Source organism: Xanthobacter cornucopiae (genome assembly GCF_043195065.2).
Taxonomy (GTDB): domain Bacteria; phylum Pseudomonadota; class Alphaproteobacteria; order Rhizobiales; family Xanthobacteraceae; genus Xanthobacter.
The window spans coordinates 691,430-710,441 of sequence record NZ_CM195531.1 but is presented as its reverse complement, the minus strand read 5'-3'; the positions used below and the strand labels follow the sequence as shown (position 1 = coordinate 710,441).

General features: G+C 70.6%; 16 protein-coding genes. 10 read left to right on the top strand and 6 right to left on the bottom strand.

Annotation, left to right across the window (positions count from 1 at the left end; translation table 11 throughout):
* Nucleotides 1-54 precede the first annotated feature (54 nt).
* Both V5F53_RS03130 and V5F53_RS03125 read left to right on the top strand, forming a co-directional pair.
* Nucleotides 55-588: a cold-shock protein gene (locus V5F53_RS03130; RefSeq protein WP_393997008.1), complete on the top strand. Its 534-nt coding sequence runs from the start codon at nucleotides 55-57 to the stop codon at nucleotides 586-588.
* 2 nt (nucleotides 589-590) lie between these two features.
* Nucleotides 591-1,178 carry a DUF192 domain-containing protein gene (locus V5F53_RS03125; protein ID WP_393997007.1) on the top strand — a complete coding sequence of 196 codons (588 nt, stop codon included), beginning with the start codon at nucleotides 591-593 and terminating at the stop codon, nucleotides 1,176-1,178.
* A 103-nt stretch (nucleotides 1,179-1,281) separates the two neighbouring features.
* Here V5F53_RS03125 and V5F53_RS03120 read toward each other — a convergent pair whose 3' ends face one another.
* The gene (locus V5F53_RS03120) at nucleotides 1,282-1,566 is read right to left on the bottom strand and encodes a hypothetical protein (RefSeq protein WP_393997006.1); all 285 of its coding nucleotides are present in this window, start codon (nucleotides 1,564-1,566) and stop codon (nucleotides 1,282-1,284) included.
* A 509-nt stretch (nucleotides 1,567-2,075) separates the two neighbouring features.
* On the opposite strand from V5F53_RS03120, the gene V5F53_RS03115 reads away from it, so the two are divergent.
* Entirely contained in the window at nucleotides 2,076-2,918 is an 843-nt protein-coding gene (locus V5F53_RS03115) for a transporter (protein WP_393997005.1), read from the top strand.
* 143 nt (nucleotides 2,919-3,061) lie between these two features.
* Here V5F53_RS03115 and V5F53_RS03110 read toward each other — a convergent pair whose 3' ends face one another.
* The gene (locus V5F53_RS03110; RefSeq protein WP_393997034.1) at nucleotides 3,062-6,676 is read right to left on the bottom strand and encodes a hydantoinase B/oxoprolinase family protein; all 3,615 of its coding nucleotides are present in this window, start codon (nucleotides 6,674-6,676) and stop codon (nucleotides 3,062-3,064) included.
* Nucleotides 6,677-7,416: 740 nt separating this feature from the next.
* On the opposite strand from V5F53_RS03110, the gene waaF reads away from it, so the two are divergent.
* The 4 genes from waaF (at nucleotide 7,417) to rfaE1 (ending at nucleotide 12,142) form a co-directional block, all read left to right on the top strand.
* Nucleotides 7,417-8,439 carry a lipopolysaccharide heptosyltransferase II gene (gene waaF, locus V5F53_RS03105; protein ID WP_393997004.1) on the top strand — a complete coding sequence of 341 codons (1,023 nt, stop codon included), beginning with the start codon at nucleotides 7,417-7,419 and terminating at the stop codon, nucleotides 8,437-8,439.
* A complete protein-coding gene (gene waaC / locus V5F53_RS03100) occupies nucleotides 8,436-9,464 on the top strand; it encodes a lipopolysaccharide heptosyltransferase I (protein ID WP_393997003.1) in 1,029 nt (342 codons plus the stop codon). Before waaF ends, waaC begins: the two co-directional genes overlap by 4 nt.
* A gap of 84 nt (nucleotides 9,465-9,548) precedes the next feature.
* On the top strand, nucleotides 9,549-10,535 hold the full coding sequence (gene rfaD, locus V5F53_RS03095; RefSeq protein ID WP_393997033.1) for an ADP-glyceromanno-heptose 6-epimerase: 987 nt from the start codon (nucleotides 9,549-9,551) through the stop codon (nucleotides 10,533-10,535).
* A 170-nt stretch (nucleotides 10,536-10,705) separates the two neighbouring features.
* The gene (gene rfaE1 / locus V5F53_RS03090; RefSeq protein WP_393997002.1) at nucleotides 10,706-12,142 is read left to right on the top strand and encodes a D-glycero-beta-D-manno-heptose-7-phosphate kinase; all 1,437 of its coding nucleotides are present in this window, start codon (nucleotides 10,706-10,708) and stop codon (nucleotides 12,140-12,142) included.
* Between the two features lie 411 nt (nucleotides 12,143-12,553).
* Here rfaE1 and argE read toward each other — a convergent pair whose 3' ends face one another.
* Nucleotides 12,554-13,708, bottom strand: a complete 1,155-nt coding sequence (gene argE, locus V5F53_RS03085; RefSeq protein ID WP_393997001.1) for an acetylornithine deacetylase — start codon at nucleotides 13,706-13,708, stop codon at nucleotides 12,554-12,556.
* A gap of 241 nt (nucleotides 13,709-13,949) precedes the next feature.
* Between argE and cobU the strand changes: the two genes are divergently transcribed.
* Nucleotides 13,950-14,462, top strand: a complete 513-nt coding sequence (gene cobU, locus V5F53_RS03080; protein ID WP_393997000.1) for a bifunctional adenosylcobinamide kinase/adenosylcobinamide-phosphate guanylyltransferase — start codon at nucleotides 13,950-13,952, stop codon at nucleotides 14,460-14,462.
* A gap of 4 nt (nucleotides 14,463-14,466) precedes the next feature.
* Here the strand turns inward: cobU and cbiB are convergent, their stop codons facing one another.
* Entirely contained in the window at nucleotides 14,467-15,432 is a 966-nt protein-coding gene (gene cbiB, locus V5F53_RS03075) for an adenosylcobinamide-phosphate synthase CbiB (protein ID WP_393996999.1), read from the bottom strand.
* 210 nt (nucleotides 15,433-15,642) lie between these two features.
* Between cbiB and V5F53_RS03070 the strand changes: the two genes are divergently transcribed.
* The gene (locus V5F53_RS03070) at nucleotides 15,643-16,383 is read left to right on the top strand and encodes a metallophosphoesterase family protein (RefSeq protein ID WP_393996998.1); all 741 of its coding nucleotides are present in this window, start codon (nucleotides 15,643-15,645) and stop codon (nucleotides 16,381-16,383) included.
* Nucleotides 16,384-16,446: 63 nt separating this feature from the next.
* Nucleotides 16,447-17,619: a vWA domain-containing protein gene (locus tag V5F53_RS03065; RefSeq protein ID WP_393996997.1), complete on the top strand. Its 1,173-nt coding sequence runs from the start codon at nucleotides 16,447-16,449 to the stop codon at nucleotides 17,617-17,619.
* Nucleotides 17,620-17,729: 110 nt separating this feature from the next.
* Here V5F53_RS03065 and V5F53_RS03060 read toward each other — a convergent pair whose 3' ends face one another.
* Both V5F53_RS03060 and V5F53_RS03055 read right to left on the bottom strand, forming a co-directional pair.
* Nucleotides 17,730-18,203: a phasin gene (locus V5F53_RS03060; protein WP_393996996.1), complete on the bottom strand. Its 474-nt coding sequence runs from the start codon at nucleotides 18,201-18,203 to the stop codon at nucleotides 17,730-17,732.
* A 239-nt stretch (nucleotides 18,204-18,442) separates the two neighbouring features.
* Nucleotides 18,443-18,982: a phasin family protein gene (locus V5F53_RS03055; RefSeq protein WP_393996995.1), complete on the bottom strand. Its 540-nt coding sequence runs from the start codon at nucleotides 18,980-18,982 to the stop codon at nucleotides 18,443-18,445.
* Nucleotides 18,983-19,012: the final 30 nt, after the last annotated feature.

Here is a 19,012-nt window from a genome sequence, read left to right as displayed (position 1 = left end):
GAGGCGCTCATGGGGTCTGACGCACTGGGATTGGGGCCACGGGCAGCCGGCATCATGAACGAGGGGACCGAGAAGCCCGTCGGGCTTGAGGAAGTCTGCGGCGCCATCAAATGGTTCGACGCCTCGAAGGGCTATGGCTTCATCATCCCCGACGACGGCGGGCCGGATGTGCTGGTGCACGTCACCTGCCTGCGGCGCGACGGCTTCCATACCGCCATCGAGGGCGCCCGGGTGGTGTGCGAGGCGGTGCGCGGCGCCAAGGGCCGGCAGGCCTTCCGCGTGCTCTCGCTGGATCTGTCCACGGCCGTGCACCCCGTGCCCCAGCCGCCCCGCACCCGGGTGGAGGTGGAACCCCGCGGCGGGTTCGAGCGGGCCGAGGTGAAATGGTTCAACCGGCTGCGCGGCTTCGGCTTCCTCAGCCAGGGCGAAGGCACGCCGGACATCTTCGTCCATATGGAAACCCTGCGCCGCCATGGCCTCACCGAGCTGCGCCCCGGCCAGACGGTGCTGGTGCGCTTCGGCGACGGGCCGAAAGGCCTGATGGCGGCGGAAGTGAAGGCCGACCCCGGCCCTGGTGGGAATCACTGATCATGGTCTTGTTCGCAGCCCCGCGGCCGCGCCGGCGGGCGGGCGGCTCTTTCCCGTTCGGCCGGGCCGCCGCGTCTTCGCGGGCGCCCCGCCGTCAGGCCCTCCGGCCTCAGACTTCCCGGCGCCTGCTGGCGGCGGTGCTGCTGGCGCTGGCCGGCCAGCCGGCGGCGGCGGTGATGCTCCCGGCGCTCGGCGCCGCCACCGCCATGACGGTGGAGCCGATCGAGATCGCCACCGCCTCCGGCGTGGTGGTGCTGGAGGTGGAGGTCGCGCAGACCGACGCGGAGCGCACCACCGGCCTCATGTATCGCAAGTCGCTGCCGGACCATCACGGCATGCTGTTCGACTTCAAGGTGGACCAACCCATCTACATGTGGATGAAGAACACCTATATCCCGCTCGACATGCTGTTCATCCGCTCGGACGGCACCATCTCGCGCATCGCCGCCATGACCACCCCGCTCTCCACGGAAACCATCCCCTCCGGCGAGCCGGTGCGGGCGGTGGTGGAGATCGCCGGCGGGTCGGCCAAAAAGCTCGGCATCGCCCCCGGCGACCGGGTGGCCCACCCCATCTTCCGGCAGAAGTAAGCGGCAGGCCCACCCGCGCCGTCCCGCCATGCCCCGGCGCCCCGCCCCCTGCCGCGGTGGCGCCGGGGGCGGGGGAATCCCAAATCGGGCGCCGGGAGGATGCCTACGGCTTGCGGGCCGAATTGCCTGCCTGAGTGAAGAACTGCTCGGCGTACCACAGCATTTCCGCCTCCACCTCCGGCTTTCCGGCCAGCTCGCACTGGTCCACCAAGGTGCTGACCCGCTCGAACATGGATGCCACATAAGAATTGGCGTCGGGCTGCGCCTGTGCGATCTGGATCACCAGGTCGCGCAATATGAAATGCTGCACCATGGAGCGCGCCTGCTCCACCGCCACCGCCTTGATGAGCCCGTTGAGCCACTCCAAACCCTGCTCTTCTCCAGACATCTGCGCTCCTCTGCACCGCACCACCGAATGATGCGACGCGGCATCCTGTTTCAAACCCAGACAGCACAGCTTCCTTATTTGTTGCCCATAAGCAACATCTTTGACGTTTCTTGAACCGCGCGGCCGTCGACACACGTGATGCGCATGGTGTCCGCGCCGGGGCGGGCTTATAAGATCCACAGCTTCGGCTTCAAGGACTCTGGAACTCGGCTTCTCCGGATCTCCTCGAAGGTCTCGCGCGGCACTCACGGGCTTTCTGCCCACGCCGTCGGGTCGTGACACGCTGCCGCAAGCTTTCCCCAATGCCACCCAAAGCCTTCCGGGCCCCGCGCCCGGCCGGACGCATATTGAAGTTTTCAGGCTTCAGCCTGATTCGAACCCGTCGCGGACACGCGGTCGCGTGCCCGGCGCCAGTAGTCGCGCGCCGCCAAGAGCGCATCGAGGAAACGCCAGCGCCTGTGCCCGAAGAGCCTGAAGGCCGTGGGGCCATGCGCATATCGGAGGATGCCATGACGACATTCGCAAGAATGGCGGTCGCCGGATTTTTGTCCGTCGCGGCCTTCAGCCCGGCCGCCCACGCGGGCTCCGTGACCCAGCCCGGCGAGACCGTCGGTCTTGCCGTGGGCGCGCCTCTGCCCGAGGGAGTCTATTTCGTCAATACCGCCGACTGGGGGTGCCGCAACACCTCGCCCAGCGACACCTGCGTCGGTGTCAACATTCCGGTGCTGGCCTGGGCGACCCCGGTCAATTTCCTCGGCGCCCGGGTGCAGTTGCTCACCGCCGTTCCCACCGTCACGGTTGGCGTGGATGGCAGCGACTACACCTCCGGCTTCTACAATCCCTTCTTCGCCGGCCAGCTCGCCTGGGATCTCGGCAACGGCTTCGGCGTCAGCTACCTGCTGGGCTTCTATGCCGGCGTGAACACCTCCGTCGGCTTCGATTCGTCGTCGCTGAACCAGCGCTTCGCCATCAGCTACACCGCCGACGGCTGGAACCTCACCGCCAACGCCATCTGGGGCATCCAGTTCGACGGCAACACCAGCACCGTCAATCCGGACTTCCTGAACGTCGACCTGACCGCCACCAAGAAGTTCGGCAAGTGGGAAGTCGGCCCGGTGGCCTATTACTCCACCGACCTGAACAATCCGGTGCCTTTCTACCAAAAGCAGAGCCAGTTCGCGGTGGGTGGTCTGGTGGGCTACGATTTCGGCCCGGTAATCCTCCAGGCCTATCTCACCACCGATGTCTACGAGAGCAATTACGGCGGCCAGGACACGCGCGGATGGGGCCGCATCATCATTCCGCTGTGGAATCCGCCGCCGGCGCAGCAGACCGCCATGATCCGCAAGTAAAGCCATCGGGCCGGTCTTAGACCGGCGCCACGCGGGGTTCGCCCGACCGCCCCGCGGGCTTCGCGAAAGGCCCGCGCGCGTGGCTCACCGGCCCGTGGTTCAAGGCCGCCGGACACGCGCGCCGCGCTGGCGGCGCGCGTGGTTCAGGCGCAGTCCCGCAGGGCGGGATCGCCGTAGCCGCCGCCGGTGGGGGTGACGATGGTGATGGCCTCCCCCGCCGCCAGCCGCACCTGGGCGCATCCGCCGATCTCTTCCACCGCCCCGTCGGCGCGGCGCACCAGGTTGCGCCCAAGCGCGCCGGGCGCCCCGCCTTTGGTGCCGAACGGCGCCACCCGCCGATGCGACGAGAGGATGGCGCACTCCATCTCCTCCAGGAAGCGCAGGGTGCGCGCGGTGCCGTCGCCGGCATTCCACTGGCCGCGCCCGCCCGAGCCCGCGCGCAGGTGGAAATCCTCCAGCACCACCGGATAGCGGAATTCCAGGATTTCCGGATCAGTCAGGCGCGAATTGGTCATGTGGGTGTGCACGCCGCCCACCCCGTCGAAGCCCGGCCCCGCCGGTGCGCCGGAGCAGATGGTCTCGTAATATTGGTGCCGGGCATTGCCGAAGGTGAGGTTGTTCATGGTGCCCTGCGCCGACCCCAGCGTGCCGAGGGCGCCGAACAGGCAGTCGGTGACATGCTGGCTCACCTCCACGTTGCCGGCCACCACCGCCGCCGGATAGGCCGGCGCCAGCATGGAGCCCTCGGGCACGATGATGCGGATGGGCCGCAGGCAGCCGGCGTTGAGGGGAATCTTGCCCTCCACCATCACCCGGAACACATAGAGCACGGCGGCCTGGGTGACGGGGCCGGGCGCGTTGAAATTGTCCGGCCGCTGCGGCGAGGTGCCGGAAAAGTCCACCACCACCTCGCGCCGCGCCTTGTCCACACGCAGCGCCACGGCGATGCGGCTCCCCTGGTCCAGCTCCACCGCGAAGGCGCAGTCGTCCAGGCGGTCGATGACGCGGCGCACGCTTTCGGCGGCGTTGTCCTGCACGTGGCCCATGTAGGCGGCCACCACGTCCGCCCCGAAGTGGGCGATCATCTTGGCAAGCTCGCCGGCCCCGCGCTCGGCGGCGGCGATCTGCGCCTTCAGGTCGTTCACGTTCTGCACCACATTGCGCACCGGGTAGCGGGCGGTGGTCAGCAGTTCCACCAGCTCGGCCTCGCGGAAGCGGCCGCGCTCCACCAGCTTGAAGGTGTCGATATAGACCCCCTCCTCCTCGATGACGGTGGCGCGCGGCGACATGGAGCCCGGCGCCACGCCGCCCACGTCCGCATGGTGCCCGCGCGCCGCCACGTAGAACAGAAGGCGCGCGCCCGCCGCGTCGAACACCGGCATCACCACCGTGATGTCCGGCAGGTGGGTGCCGCCGTTGTAGGGCGCGTTCAGGGCATAGATGTCGCCGGGCTCGAACCGCCCGCCGGTGGCGCGGATGACGCTCTCCACCGACTTGTCCATGGAGCCCAGGTGCACCGGGATGTGCGGCGCATTGGCCACCAGCTGCCCGGCGGCGTCGAAGATGGCGCAGGAAAAATCCAGCCGTTCCTTGATGTTCACGGAATAGGCGGTGTTCTGGAGCGTCAGCCCCATCTGTTCGGCCACCGACATGAACAGGTTGTTGAACACCTCCAGCAGCACCGGGTCGGCCTTGGTGCCCAGCGCCGGGGCCTGGCGCGCGGCGGCCCGGCGGGTGAGCAGCAGGTGGTCGCGCGCCGTGATCTGCGCACGCCAGCCGGGCTCGATGACGATGGTCTGGTGCGGCTCGATGAGCAGCGCCGGGCCGGCCAGGGTCTGCCCGCGCGCAACTTCGGCCCGGCGATAGACCGCCGCCGCGTGCCATGCCCCCTGGGAATAGAAGCGGGTGCGCGCGGCGGGCTCGGCCGGCCCGTCCACCAGGGCGCCCTCGGCCTCCTCCACGCGTGAGCCGCCGCCCACGGCCTCCGCCGATATGGCTTCGATCACCAGCGCCTTCGCCGCATCGATGAAGCCGAAACGGCCCCGGTGGGCGGCCTCGAACGCGGCCTTCATCTCCCCCGCCGGTCCAAACGGCACCGCCAGCGCGGAATCGGTGCCGGCGTAGCGCACATGGGCCCGGCGGAACACCGCGATATCCCCCTCTGACACCCCCTGCCCGATGAGTTCCGCCCGCACCTGGGCGGCCGCCGTGTCGAGGGCGGCGGCGGCGCGGGCGGCGCCATCCGCGTCCAGCCGCGCTTCCACCGTGCCCTGGCGGGTGGCGCGAATGTCGGCCAGCCCCATGCCATAGGCCGAGAGCAGGCCGGAGAAGGGGTGAATGAGCACCGTGCGCATGCCGAGCACGTCCGCCACCAGGCAGGCGTGCTGGCCGCCGGCACCGCCAAAGCACTGCAGCGCGTAGTCGGTGACGTCATAGCCCCGCTGCACCGAGATCTTCTTGATGGCGTTGGCCATGTTCTCCACGGCGATGCGGATGAAGCCATCCGCCACCGCCTCCGGCGGGCGCCCGTCGCCGATGCGCGCGGCCAGGGCCTCGAATCCGGCCCGCACCGCGGCGGCATCGAGCGGCTGGTCGCGGCCGGGGCCAAAGATCTGCGGAAAGAACGCCGGGTCCAGCTTGCCGACCATCACATTGGCGTCGGTAACGGCCAGCGGGCCGCCGCGCCGATAGCAGGCGGGGCCGGGATTGGCGCCGGCCGAATCGGGACCGACCGTGAGCCGCGCCCCGTCGTAATGCAGGAGCGAGCCGCCGCCCGCCGCCACCGTGTGGATGGACATCATGGGCGCGCGCATGCGCACGCCGGCCACCTCGGTCTCGAAGGCGCGCTCGTATTCGCCATCGAAATGCGACACATCGGTGGAGGTGCCGCCCATGTCGAAGCCGATCACCTTGCGGAATCCGGCGATGCGCGCCGTCTCCACGCAGCCCACCACGCCGCCGGCGGGACCCGACAGGATGGCGTCGCGCCCCTGGAACAGGCCCGCGTCGGTCAGCCCGCCGGAGGACATCATGAACATCAGGCGGCAGCCTTCGCCAGCCCCCTGGAGCTCGCCCGCCACCTGGTCCACATAGCGGCGCAGGATGGGGGACAGGTAGGCATCCACCACCGTGGTGTCGCCCCGCCCCACCAACTTCATGAGCGGCGACACCTCGTGGCTGACCGACACCTGCGCGAACCCCACGCGGCGGGCGACCTCCGCCACCGCCCGCTCGTGCGCGGGGTAGCGATAGGCGTGCATGAACACGATGGCGCAGGCCTCCACCCCCGCCGCCCGCGCGGCCTCGAGATCGGCCCGCACCTGCGCGAGATCCGGCGTGCGCTCCACGGTGCCGTCGGCGCGCACCCGCTCCTCCACCTCCACCACGCGGTCATAGAGTTGGTCGGGCTTGACGATGCGGCGGGCGAAGATGTCCGGGCGATCCTGGTAGCCGATGCGCAGGGCGTCGCGGAAGCCGCGGGTGATGACCAGCACGGTGGGTGCACCCTTGCGCTCCAGCAGCGCATTCGTCGCCACGGTGGTGCCCATCTTCACCGCGCGGATCCGGTGGGCGGGGATCAACGCGCCCTCCGCCACCCCCATCAGCTCGCGGATGCCCTGGATGGCGGCGTCGCGATAGGCCTCCGGGTTCTCGGACAGCATCTTGCGGGCGACCAGGCCGCCATCGGGCCGGCGCGCCACGATGTCGGTAAAGGTGCCGCCGCGGTCGATCCAGAAATCCCAGCCGGAATGCGTCATCACTCGTCCCGCTCCTCGCCACCCAGCCCGCACACAGTGGCGCGCCGGAGCGGCATGTTGCCACCGGCGGGCGTGGCCTGCGCCGGGGGGCCTGCAAAAGGCGGCCGAGGAGGCCTGGCCAGATCAACCAGCCAAATCAGCCTCGCCCAATCAGCCTCGCCCAATCAGCCTCGCCAAGTCAGCCCGCTCAAATCACCCGCCAAGCCACCTCGCCAAGCCACCCCGCCAAGCCACCCGGGCGCAGCCCCCGGCCAGGCGCGCCGAGCCGGCGCCCGCGTCAGGGGCGATGGTATAGCGCGCGCCCCGCGAAAGGGGGTACCGCCTTTTCGGAAATGCCGCGTGCTGGCGCCCCCTTGTCCGCCGCTGGCGCCTCTGCCCACGCGCGCTTTCGGGCGGCGGGCGCGGGGCTTCTCCCGGACGGCGTGCAGCGCCGCCCTCGCTCCCATAAGGCGGCATTCGCCGCGCCTGGGGCGCCTCCCCCGGCACCTCTCCCCTGGCGGTGGCGCCCCTGACCCAGCGACACCGGGCCATAGGGCACCAAGTCCAAGGGCACCAAGTCCAAGGGCACCGGGTCCAAGGGCACCGGGTCCAAGGGCACCGGGTCAAGGGACACCGGGTCAAAGGAGGCCGGGGGCGCCGGCGCCACACCCGGCCACCCCGCGCGGCTGGCGCCGCTTGACGCGACGGGCCGGCCTTGCCATGAGAACCCTGGTTTTTCCGCGTGCCCCTCGAGTCCGCCCATGCGTGCCTTCGGTTCCGTCTCCCCGCTGCTGCTCGTCGGCCCGTCCTGGGTCGGGGACATGGTCATGGCGGCGAGCCTGGTGGAAGTGCTGCGCCTGCGCGAGCCCGGGCGGCCCATCGACGTGCTGGCGCCGGCGGCGGCCCTGCCCGTGGCGCGCATGATTCCCGGCGTCCGGCGCTCCATCCCCCTCGGCCTCGGCCATGGGACGCTGGGGCTCGTCGCCCGCTGGCGCCTCGGCCGGGGCCTGCGGGACGAAGGCTACGGCAAGGCCATCATCCTGCCGCGCGCGTTCAAGGCCGCCATCGCCCCGTTCGCCGCCGGCATTCCCGAGCGGGTGGGCTACGGCGGCGAGCTGCGCTCGCCGCTGCTCACCGATGCGCGGCCCGACACCCGCCGCAAGACCGCGCGCACCATCGACCGCTTTGTCGCCCTCGCCCTGCCCGAGGGCACGCCCACCCTGTCGCCGCGCCCGCACCTGATCCTGCCCGACGGGGCGCTGGACGCGGCCGAGGCCAAGTTCCCCCTTCCCGGCGACGGGCCGGTGATGGTGCTGTGCCCCGGCGCCGAATATGGCCCGGCCAAGCGCTGGCCGGCCGCGAAGTTCGCCCGGCTGGCGGCGCTGGCGGTGAAGGCCGGCTATCGGGTGCGGGTACTGGGCTCGCCCAAGGACCAGGAGGCCGCGAACACCATCGCCGCCACCAGCGGCGTTGCCGTGGACAACCTCGTGGGCCGCACCAGCCTCATCGACGCGGCCGCCATCCTGGCCGCGAGCGACGTGGTGATCTCCAACGATTCCGGCCTCATGCACATCGCCGGGGCGTTCGAGCGGCGGCTGGTGGTGATCTATGGCGCGTCCTCGGAAAAGATGACGCCACCCGCCTCCCGCAACGCCCGGGTGCTGGGGCGCGACCTGTCGTGCCGGCCCTGCCACAAGCGCGAATGCCCGCTCGGCACCCTGGCGTGCCTGGAGAGCATCTCCCCGGAGGAGGTGTTCGCCGCCGCCGAGCAGACCCGGCAATGAGGCTGCTGCTCGTCAAGCTGTCCTCGCTCGGCGACGTGGTGCACACCTTCCCGGCCCTGACCGATGCCGCCGCCGCCATCCCCGGCCTCGAGGTGGACTGGGCGGTGGAGGAGGCGTTCGCGCCGGTGGCGGCGCTGCACCCCGCCGTGCGTCGCACCATCGTCGTGCCGCTGCGGCGGCTGCGCCGGCGCCCGCTCGCGGCCTGCCGCTCCGGCGCGGCCGGGGCCGTGCGCCGGGCCCTGGCGGAGCGGCGCTACGATGTGGTGATCGACGCCCAGGGCCTGGTGAAAAGCGCCCTGGTGGCCGCCTTTGCCCACGGCACCCGCCACGGCTTCGACCGCGCCAGCGCCCGCGAGGGACTGGCGAGCCTCACCTACGCCCACCGCTACCGGGTGCCCGAGACCGAGCACATGGCGACGCGCATCCGCAAGCTGTTCGCCGCCGCCCTGGGCTATACCCTGGAGGACCGCCCGGCCGATACTGGCCTTCGCCCCGCGAGGCCGGAGGGGCAACCCTACCTGGTATTCCTGCACGGCACCACCTGGCCCACCAAGACCTGGACCCGGGACGGCTGGCGGGCGCTCGCCGCCCGCGCCGGCGATGCCGGCCTCAAGGTGCTGCTGTTCGCCCATGGCGACGCCGAGACCGCACGGGCGAACGCCATCGCCGCCGGCCAGCCGGCGGTGGAGCTGCTGCCGCCCCAATCGCTGGCGACCCTGGCGCCGCTGCTGCAGGCCGCCGCCGGGGTGGTGAGCGTGGATACCGGCCTCGGCCATCTGGCCGCCGCCTATGGGGTGCCGACGCTGGGGCTCTACGGCCCCACCAATCCGCGCCTCACCGGCCTGTTCGGTGCGCGGGTGCGCGAGCTGCCCTCGGCGCGGGCCTGCGCGCCCTGCGAGAAAGCCCGCTGCCGTATCGCCCCCGACACCCACGAAGGCCCCCCCTGCCTCGCCGACCACGCCGCCGACACGGTCTGGCAGGCGCTTGGCGGGCTCCGGGCCGGGCCCACCGTGGACAAAGGGTGAGAAAGCGTGGCACACGGGGCATGACCGCGTGACCGCCGAGAGGGCACCAACTCCATGACGCGCCGAGTGGCCTTGAGCCGCGACATCCTCCTCGTCACCGGCGGAGCCGGCTTCATCGGCTCCAACATCGCCCGCGCCGCCGCCGAGGACGGCTACCGGGTGGTGGTGGCCGACTGGCTGGAGGACGGCCCCAAGTGGCGCAACATCGCCGACATCGCCCTCAATGACGTGATCCGTCCGGAAGCCATCAACGGCTTCGTGGAGAAGGAAGCCGGCCGGCTGGCGGCGGTGGTGCACATGGGCGCCGTTTCCGCCACCACCGAGCGCGACGCCGACAAGATCGTGACCCGCAACATCCGCGCCAGTCTCGACCTGTGGGACCTGTGCGCGCGCAAGGGCCTGGGCTTCATCTATGCCTCGTCCGCCGCCACCTATGGCGACGGCGCCGCCGGCTTCACCGATGACGATTCCACCCAGGGCCTCTCGCTGCTGGCGCCGCTCAATCCCTACGGCTGGTCCAAGCTGTTCGTGGACCGGCGCATCATGGCCGACGTGGAGGCCGACGCGCCGCGCCCGCCGCAGTTCGCGGGCCTGCGCTTCTTCAATGTCTACGGCCCCGGCGAGGCCCACAAGGGCGACATGCGCTCGGTGGTGCACAAGATCTATCCCGCCGCCGCGCGCGGCGAGAACGTGACCCTGTTCAAGTCCCACAACCCCGCGTTCGCCGACGGCGGCCAATTGCGCGACTTCATCCATGTCTCCGACTGCGTGGAGGTGGTGCGCTGGCTGCTGGAGAACCCGGACGTGTCGGGCATCTTCAATGTCGGCACCGGCAAGGCGCGTTCGTTCGCCGATCTCGCCACCGCCGTGTTCGCGGCGCTGGGCGAGGCCCCGCGCATCACCTATGTGGACATGCCGGCAAGCCTCCAGAACGCCTACCAGTACTTCACCGAGGCCGACGTGACCAAGCTGCGCGCCGCCGGCTACAAGCGCCCGTTCCTTTCGCTGGAAAGCGGCGTCGATTCCTACGTCAACGAATACCTGAAGGGGCGCGGCGAGGGCGAGGGGTGAGGCCTCGCGGGCCCGGCCGGGAAAGCCGCCGGGCTCTCGGTTCAACGCAATTTCGGGCGCAACGCCGGTTCAAGCCCGTGCTGAAAATGCTCCAGGCTATTGGTTTGACGCATTTTCCTCCCGCGAACCGGTCTCCACGTCGCCTGAAAATGCTCTAGCGGATGTCCAGCATGGTTGATCAAGGCGCGCCGCGCATCACCGTCGTCGGCGATGTGATGGTGGATCGCTACATCGTCGGCTCGGTCTCGCGTATCTCGCCCGAGGCGCCGGTCCCGGTTCTGGTGCATGGCGCCGAGCGCATCGTGCCCGGCGGCGCCGCCAACGTGGCCGCCAACGCCGCCGCCCTGGGCGCCGACGTGACGCTGGTGGGCCTGGTGGGAACCGACGCCGAGGCCGCCGCCCTCGCCGGCGCGCTCGCGCCCTATCCCGGCATCGACCTGTCGCGGCTGGTGGCCGACCCGGCCCGCCCCACCATCACCAAGACCCGGGTCATGAGCGGGCGCCAGCAGATCGTGCGCATCGACGCGGAAACCCAGGCCCCGCCCAGCCCAGCCACCCTCGGCGCCCTGGCAGCGGCGGCGGCGGCGGCGGTCGCCGGCAGCCGGGTGGTGGTGCTCTCCGACTATGCCAAGGGGGTGCTGGCCGACAGCGTCATCGCCGCCACCATCGCCGCCGCGCACGCCGCCGGCATTCCGGTGATCGTCGATCCCAAGCGCCGCACCTTCGAGGCCTATCGCGGCGCCAGCCTCGTCACCCCCAACCGGCTGGAGCTGGCCGCCGCCACCGGCCGGCCCGACACCACCGACGCCGAGGCGGCGCTGGCCGCACAGGCCGCGGCCGCCCAGTTCGGCGGCGACGTGCTGGTGACCCGGGCCGAGAAGGGCATGACCCTGTGGCGGCGCGACGGGCGGGTGCTGCATGTGCCGGCCAAGGCGCGGGAGGTGTTCGACGTCTCCGGCGCCGGCGACACGGCGCTGGCGGCGCTGGCGGTCTCGCTGGCGGCAGGCCATCCGCTCGAGACCGCGGTGCACTATGCCAATGCCGCCGCCGCCGTGGCGGTGGGCAAGGTCGGCACCGCGGTGGTGAGCCGCGCCGAGGTGGCCGCTGCCCTCGATGCCAGCGTGCCGGAGGGGGCCGAGGAAGGCGCGCTGGTCAGCCGCGCGCAGGCCGCCGGCATCATCGCCGGCTGGCGCGATGCCGGAGCGCGGGTGGTGTTCACCAATGGCTGTTTCGATCTCCTCCACCCGGGCCATGTGGCGCTGCTGGAAGCCGCCGCGCGCGAGGGCGACCGGCTGGTGGTGGCGCTCAACACCGATGCCTCGGTGCGCCGGCTGAAGGGCGCGAGCCGCCCTGTGCAGGACGAAGCGGCCCGCGCCCGGGTGATGGGGGCGCTGCGCTGCGTCGACCTGGTGGTGCTGTTCGACGAGGACACCCCCTATGAGGCCATCGCCGCGCTGAAGCCGGACGTGGTGGTGAAGGGCGCCGATTATCGCGAGGACCAGGTGGTGGGCGGCGACCTGGTGAAAAGCTGGGGCGGCCGTGTCGCCCTGGTGCCCCTGGTTGAGGGCCGCTCCACTTCCGCCCTGGTCGCCAAGGCCCGAAACTGACCGGCGGGCGCGTGCCCTGCCGGCCTCCCCGCCTCAGGGCAAGAGCGGGCAGATGACGCCAAGAGGGGGCAACACCCTGCCCGTCCTCACCGTCCGCGCTGCAAGGGACACCCGATGGCGTCCGGCGCCCCCTCGCCCCGGCGGCGGCACAGACCCCGGTGGCCCCCCGAGGAGTTCACAGGTCGCATCGCCGGCGACGAGCGGACGCATTGGACGGCGGGCGGAGAACCCCAGGCCGGCCCCGCCGCCCCCGGCTTCGGCGCGGGCGAAGCGTTGAGGTTTGCACGCCGGTTGGCCCCTTCGGACTGGCGGCCGAGGGCGGCGCATAAGGCGCCGCGTGCCGGAACAGGGGGAACCACAGCCGGTCGCGAGGCGCTCCTGCCCTCCGTCGCCAGGGCGTGAGCCCGGCGCTCAGGCGCAATAGTCGATGACCTTGCGCACGAAATCCTCGCACGCCTCGATCTGGGACACGGCGATATATTCGTCCGGCTGGTGGGCCTGGACGATGGAGCCGGGTCCGCACACCACGGTCGGGATGTCGCCGATTTCCACGAACAGCCCCGCCTCGGTGCCATAGGCGACCTTGGCGTGGTCGTTGCGTCCGGCCCAGCGCTTGGCCAGGGTGGTGATGGGCGCGCCGGGATCGGCCGACAGGCCGGGAAACGCCGCCTTGACGCGGAACTCGATTCCCGCTTCCGGCGCCCTGGCCTTCATGGCCGGTTCCAGCTCGGTGCGGGCGTAATCGACGATCTCCGCCACCAGGGCGTCGATGTCCTCCTCCGGCAGGGCGCGAATCTCCCAGTCCATCGCCGCGTGGTCGGGCACGATGTTGAGCGCCGTTCCGCCGTGCAGCGTGCCCACATGGGTGGTGGACACCGGGATGTCGTACAGCGGATCGCTGCGCCCGCCCCCGAGGCGGACGCCAAGGGCGACGATTCGGGCAGCGATGAGGGCGGCCGCCTCCACCGCGTTGACCAGCTCCGGCGCCCGGGAGGAATGGCCCCCCCGCCCGGTGACGAGGGTGCGCAGCGACCGCTTCGCCTTGTGGCCGACCACCACCTGCATCAAGGTGGGCTCGCCGACGATGCAGCCCTGCGGCCGGTAACCGCTGGCCACCATATGGGCGAGCAGCGGGCGCACCCCCAGGCAGCCCACCTCCTCGTCATAGGACAGCGCCAAGTGGATCGGGCGCTTCAGCGCCCGTGCCTGCATCTCCGGCACCAGGCCCAGGCAGACCGCGAGAAAGCCCTTCATGTCGCAGGCGCCGCGCCCGTAAAGGTGGCCGTCGCGGGCGGTCAGGGTGAAGGGATCGGCCGTCCACTCCTGGCCGTCCACGGGCACCACGTCGGTATGGCCGGACAGCACGATGCCGGGCACGTCGCGCGGGCCGATGGTGGCGATGAGGGCGGCCTTGCCCTGGGCCGCATCCTCCACCCGCTCGAAGGCCACGTCGCGGGCGTGGAAGAACGCTTCCACCGCCTCCACCAGGGGCAGGTTGGAATTGCGGCTGGTGGTGTCGAAGCCGACGAGGCGCGACAGCCAGTCCAGCGTGAGCTCGGCCGCCATGGACGGGGGTCTCCGGGTGCTGATCCTGTCGCGCAGTATAGCCCCGGGCGGGTCCGGCGCCGGTGCACAAATTTCACGCCGCGTTGCGCACGCCGCGCGCGCCGCTACTGTGCACGCCCAACAGGCGGGGAGGCACGGCCATGAATGGGACGAAACCCGGTGAAACGCCACCGTCCGGCGAGGCGGGCGGCGCACGCGCCGGAGAGGGGCGCGCCGGCCGCCGCCGCGCCGGGGCGCGGCGATGAGCCGGCTCATCCTGGTGCTCGGCGGCGCCCGCTCCGGCAAGAGCGGCCATGCCGAGCGAATCGTCACCGCCACGCCCGGCCCCTGGGCCTATCTCGCCACCGCCGAGGCGCTGGACCGCGAGATGGCGGAGCGCATCGCCCTGCACCGGGCCCAGCGCGGCGACGGCTGGCACACCCACGATGCGCCGCTGGCGCTCGCCGCGGCGCTGGCGGCCCTGCCGGCCGGCCAGCCGGCCCTGGTGGACTGCCTGACCCTGTGGCTCACCAATCACCTCCTGGCCGAACACGACCTGGAGGCGGAAGGCGCCGCGCTGCTGTCGGCACTGAGCCGCCGGCCCGGGCTGACCGTCTGCGTCGCCAACGAGGTCGGCCTCGGCATCGTGCCCGACAATGCCCTGGCCCGCCGCTTCCGCGACGCCGCCGGTCGGCTCAACCAGATCGTGGCCCGGCAGGCGGACACGGTGCTGTTCATGGTGGCCGGCCTGCCGATGACGGTGAAGGGCGGCTGATCCCTCACAGCGCCCAGGCCAGCAGCGCCCCCGCCACCACCAGCGCCATCAGGAGCCCGTCGGCCCGCCGGTAGAGCCGCAGGGCGGTGCGGATGTCGGCCGCCGTCGCCTCGCGCCGGCCATCGCCCATGACCGCGTCCTCGGTGAGCACGCCGCCATAGACCTTGGGCCCGTTGAGCTTGAGGCCCAGCGCCCCGGCCATGGCCGCCTCGGACCAGCCGGCATTGGGCGAGCGGTGGCGCGGGGCATCGCGCACCATGGCCGCATAGGCCGCGCGCGGCGAGGCGCCCGGCAGCAGCGCCGCCGCCGCGATCAGCAGCCCGCCGGCGAGCCGCGAGGCCGGCAGGTTCACATAGTCATCGGTCCGCGCCGCCGCCCACCCGAACGCGGCGTGGCGGGGGGTGAGGTGGCCGATCATGCTGTCGGCAGTGTTGAGCGCCTTGTAGGCGGCGCCGCCAGCCAGCCCGCCCACGCACAGCCACAGGGTGGGCGCGACGATGCCGTCCGAGAAGTTCTCGGCCAGGCTCTCGATAGCGGCGCGGGCGACCCCCGCCTCGTCCAGCCGCTGCGGATCACGCCCCACGATGTGGCCCACCGCCTGGCGCCCGGCCTCCAGCCCGCCGGTTTCCAGCGCCGTGGCCACTGCCGCCACATGCCAATGGAGCGAGCGCTGGGCGATCAGGGTGCTGCCGAGAAGGCCGACGGCGATCCAGCCGAACGGCACCGCCCGCAGCCCTTCCTCCAGGATCAGCGCCGGCCCCGCCGCCACCAGCACCAGCACCGCCACCGTCGCCACTCCCAGCAGCCGGCGCCGGCGATCGCTGAACGCAGGCTGGTTCCAGACCCGGTCCAGCCGGGCGATCAGCGCGCCGATCCAGGTGACGGGATGCCCGATGGTCCGCACCAGAGCCGCCGGATACCCGAACAGCGCCTCGAAAATGATGGCCACCGCCGTGCTGTCGAACGCCATGCCGCCCCCTCCGCCCGGCCGCGCGCAGGCCCCGCGCCGGTGATTCCACCCGTGCCATCCTGCCATAGTGCCATGACCCGACACCGCCGCGCGATTGGCGGCCACGGGGGCGGAGGAGGCGATTTCGCTGCTGTAGCCGGCTTGGTTCTGGCCCTATGATGCAGTGCGCAACCGGGAGACGGACCACCCATGGGCATTGTGCGGCAAGGCATGAACGGCGCGCCCGTGGCCACGGACGGGCCTCCCCGCGTGGCCGAGGGCGTGAGGGTCTATGCGGTGGGCGACATCCATGGCCATCTCGACCTGCTGGAAAACCTGCTGCGGCAGATGGAGCAGGACCAGGCCGCCCATCCCGGCCGCGCCCACCGGGAAATCTATCTCGGCGACTATGTGGATCGCGGCCCGGCCACCGCCGGCGTGCTCGACACCCTGTTGCGGCGACAGGCCCGCCAGGGGGCCATCTGCCTTTCGGGCAACCACGAGGAACTGATGCTGGAGGCGTATCGGACCTACGATGCCTTCATCCATTGGCTCAGGGTCGGCGGCCGGGCGGCGGCGCTGTCCTACCTGCCCCGGCTGGCCGCGACCGCCGACGACGTGGAGGACCGCTACCTGTGGCATCGCTGGCGCGGCGCCATGCCGGAGTCCCACATCGATTTCCTGCGCGGGCTCGGCACCACCCATGTCTGCGGCGACTATCTGTTCGTGCATGCCGGGCTGCGGCCGGGCGTACCGGTCGAGGCCCAGACCCGGCACGACTGCCTGTGGATTCGCCACGCCTTCCTGGACCATGGCGAGCCGTTCGAGCATGTGGTGGTGCATGGCCACACCCCGGTTGCGGAACCGGAGGTGCGCAGCAATCGCATCGGCATCGACACCGGCGCCTTCGCCAGCGGGCGCCTCACCTGCCTGGTGCTCGACGGGGCCGAGCGGGCCATCCTGTCCACCTGAACGGACGGCCGGTGGCGCTGGCTGCCGGCTCGTGCTTCACTCCGCGCGGGAGGACCGGGCGCCATGTTCATCGCATTCTTCGAAGCCCTGAAAACGGCGGGCGTGCCGGTGTCCGTGCGCGAATACCTGACCCTCATGGAGGCCATGGACCGCGACCTGGCCGGGCGACAGGTGGAAACCTTCTATTATCTCGCCCGCGCCAGCCTGGTGAAGGACGAGCGGCACCTGGACAAGTTCGACCAGGTGTTCGGCCACTGCTTCAAGGGCCTGGAAGCGGCGCTGGGGGAGGACGGCCATGCCATCCCGCAGGACTGGCTGCGCAAACTCACCGAAAAGCACCTGACCGAGGAGGAAAAGAAGCAGATCGAGGCGCTCGGCGGACTCGACAAGCTGCTGGACACCCTGGCCGAGCGGCTGAAGGAGCAGAAGGAGCGCCACCAGGGCGGCAACAAGTGGATCGGCACCGGCGGCACCTCCCCCTTCGGCGCCTACGGCTACAATCCCGAGGGGGTGCGCATCGGCCAGGACGGCAATCGCAACTTCCGCGCGGTGAAGGTGTGGGACAAGCGCGAGTTCAAGGATCTCGACGACCAGGTGGAACTCGGCACCCGCAACATCAAGGTGGCGCTGCGCCGCCTGCGCAAGTTCGCCCGGGTGGGCGCCGCCGAGGAACTCGACATCGATGGCACCATCCGCGAGACTGCCCGCTCCGGCTATCTCGACGTGAAGCTGCGGCCCGAACGGCGCAATGCGGTGAAGGTGCTGCTGTTCCTCGACGTCGGCGGCTCCATGGACTGGCACATCGCCCAATGCGAGGAGCTGTTCTCGGCCGCGCGCTCCGAGTTCAAGCACCTGGAGCATTTCTATTTCCACAATTGCGTCTATGAGAGCGTGTGGCGCTCCAACACTCGCCGCGCCAGCGAGCGCATCGCTCTGCAAGACGTGCTGCACACCTATGCCAGCGATTACAAGCTGATCTTCGTGGGCGATGCTTCCATGGGCCCCTACGAAATCATGTATGCGAACGGCTCGGTGGAGCACAACAACCCCGAGCCGGGCAAGGTGTGGCTGGACCGGCTGCTGGCGACCTATCCCCACGCGGTATGGCTCAACCCGGTGGCACAGGCCCACTGGGGCTACACCGATTCCATCCGCCTGATCGGCCACATCCTGGACAACCGCATGTTCCCCCTCACCGTGGAGGGAATCGACGCCGCCATGCGGGAGTTGACCTGACACCCGGCCGGGGACGACGGCAGGTCAAATAAACGGCAGGTCAAATAAAAAGGGCGCCCGAGACGGGCGCCCTCCATGTGCGGGGTGGGCCGAGGCCGACGCGCCGGGCCTCAGGCGACCGGGCGGGTGCTCTTCTCGACCGTGCTCTTGATCGGCTCGGACGACTCGGCCGCCACCTTCTGCGCCAGCGCGGTGAGATCCTTGGTCTGGCCGCTCACGGTCTCGAACTGCTTGCGGGCGTGGCTGGTGGAGAGCTCCACCGCCTCGGCCACGCTCTTCGCCTGCAGCAGGGCGTTGAAATAGTCGAAGGTGGAGTTCACGTTCGACTGCACCGCCTCGAGCACCTTGGAATTGTATTCCGCCACGCCCTTGCTGGCGGTGGTGTAGGTGTCCTCCAGGGCCGCGTTCACCTGGTCGGCGGAGACCTTCAGCTTGTCGTAATTCTCGCGCAGGGTGGCAAGACCCTTCTCGGCGATCTCGCGCACGGCCGGCGGCACCTCGACCGGCGGAATGCCATTGGCCGAAAACGCCTTCTTCGCTGCTTCGATCTGGTCCTGGTATGCCTTGATGAAGGAGTCGCTCATATCATCCTCGGGCCGCGCAGGGGGGATTTCGCACAAGCGGCAAGCCTCCCGGCCAGTTTCTCGTTCCGAAGGGCCCCCTCCCCGCAGACGGAAGGCTCCCGGACCGTTGAAAACCAGTCACGAGCTGGAGTTATACGGAGTCTTGCCTCGACGGGTTCAATACATAGCTCAAGGTGAGATGCGGCGCAAAAACAATCTCGCGCCGCACAATAAGAAACAAAAACCGAGGTAAACGCGCGTCAAGCCTTCCGCCCTGGGTCGAGTGCCTGACCAGCCTTGGCCTTGGCTTCATTGATCACGCTTTCACTCACGCTCCGGAGGTCCGCGGCGGCGCTCTGGGCGCTCTGGGCGGCGGCGGCGGACAGTTCCCGGACCCGCTCCGCCAACGCCTTGGCGCGCTCGTCCAGGGCGCGGGCGGTGGTCTCGCCCAGGCTTTTCGCGTCGCTGCTCAGTTCCTTGGCCTGATCAGCCACCTTCTGCACCTGGCTGGAGAGGAACTCGGCCTGCAGGGTCAAGGCCTCCTGCGGGGTCTTGGCGGACACCAGCTTCTGCAGGAAGTCGAAGCCGGCCTCCACATTGGCCTCCACCAGGCCCAGCGCCTTCTGCCGCAGGTCGGTGACGCCGGCGCGCACTTCCTCCAGGTGGCCTTCGTTGTCCCCCACGGCCTCGCGGGTGTTCTTGAACAATGTCTCAAAGGCCTCCCTGGCCTGCGCCACGTTCTTCTCGGCGATGGCGCGCACTTCGGACGGCAGTTCCAGATTCGGACCGAACTTCGTCATGGTGGTTGCTCCTCGGGCGTTGGGAACGGC

What these genes read in the sequence shown, in the direction of transcription:
- V5F53_RS03130 (WP_393997008.1), top strand. Translation starts at nt 55, where the DNA reads ATGAACGAGGGGACCGAGAAGCCCGTCGGGCTTGAGGAAGTCTGCGGC.
- V5F53_RS03125 (WP_393997007.1), top strand. Translation starts at nt 591, where the DNA reads ATGGTCTTGTTCGCAGCCCCGCGGCCGCGCCGGCGGGCGGGCGGCTCT.
- V5F53_RS03120 (WP_393997006.1), bottom strand. Translation starts at nt 1,566, where the DNA reads ATGTCTGGAGAAGAGCAGGGTTTGGAGTGGCTCAACGGGCTCATCAAG.
- V5F53_RS03115 (WP_393997005.1), top strand. Translation starts at nt 2,076, where the DNA reads ATGACGACATTCGCAAGAATGGCGGTCGCCGGATTTTTGTCCGTCGCG.
- V5F53_RS03110 (WP_393997034.1), bottom strand. Translation starts at nt 6,676, where the DNA reads ATGACGCATTCCGGCTGGGATTTCTGGATCGACCGCGGCGGCACCTTT.
- waaF (WP_393997004.1), top strand. Translation starts at nt 7,417, where the DNA reads ATGCGTGCCTTCGGTTCCGTCTCCCCGCTGCTGCTCGTCGGCCCGTCC.
- waaC (WP_393997003.1), top strand. Translation starts at nt 8,436, where the DNA reads ATGAGGCTGCTGCTCGTCAAGCTGTCCTCGCTCGGCGACGTGGTGCAC.
- rfaE1 (WP_393997002.1), top strand. Translation starts at nt 10,706, where the DNA reads ATGGTTGATCAAGGCGCGCCGCGCATCACCGTCGTCGGCGATGTGATG.
- argE (WP_393997001.1), bottom strand. Translation starts at nt 13,708, where the DNA reads ATGGCGGCCGAGCTCACGCTGGACTGGCTGTCGCGCCTCGTCGGCTTC.
- cobU (WP_393997000.1), top strand. Translation starts at nt 13,950, where the DNA reads ATGAGCCGGCTCATCCTGGTGCTCGGCGGCGCCCGCTCCGGCAAGAGC.
- cbiB (WP_393996999.1), bottom strand. Translation starts at nt 15,432, where the DNA reads ATGGCGTTCGACAGCACGGCGGTGGCCATCATTTTCGAGGCGCTGTTC.
- V5F53_RS03070 (WP_393996998.1), top strand. Translation starts at nt 15,643, where the DNA reads ATGAACGGCGCGCCCGTGGCCACGGACGGGCCTCCCCGCGTGGCCGAG.
- V5F53_RS03065 (WP_393996997.1), top strand. Translation starts at nt 16,447, where the DNA reads ATGTTCATCGCATTCTTCGAAGCCCTGAAAACGGCGGGCGTGCCGGTG.
- V5F53_RS03060 (WP_393996996.1), bottom strand. Translation starts at nt 18,203, where the DNA reads ATGAGCGACTCCTTCATCAAGGCATACCAGGACCAGATCGAAGCAGCG.
- V5F53_RS03055 (WP_393996995.1), bottom strand. Translation starts at nt 18,982, where the DNA reads ATGACGAAGTTCGGTCCGAATCTGGAACTGCCGTCCGAAGTGCGCGCC.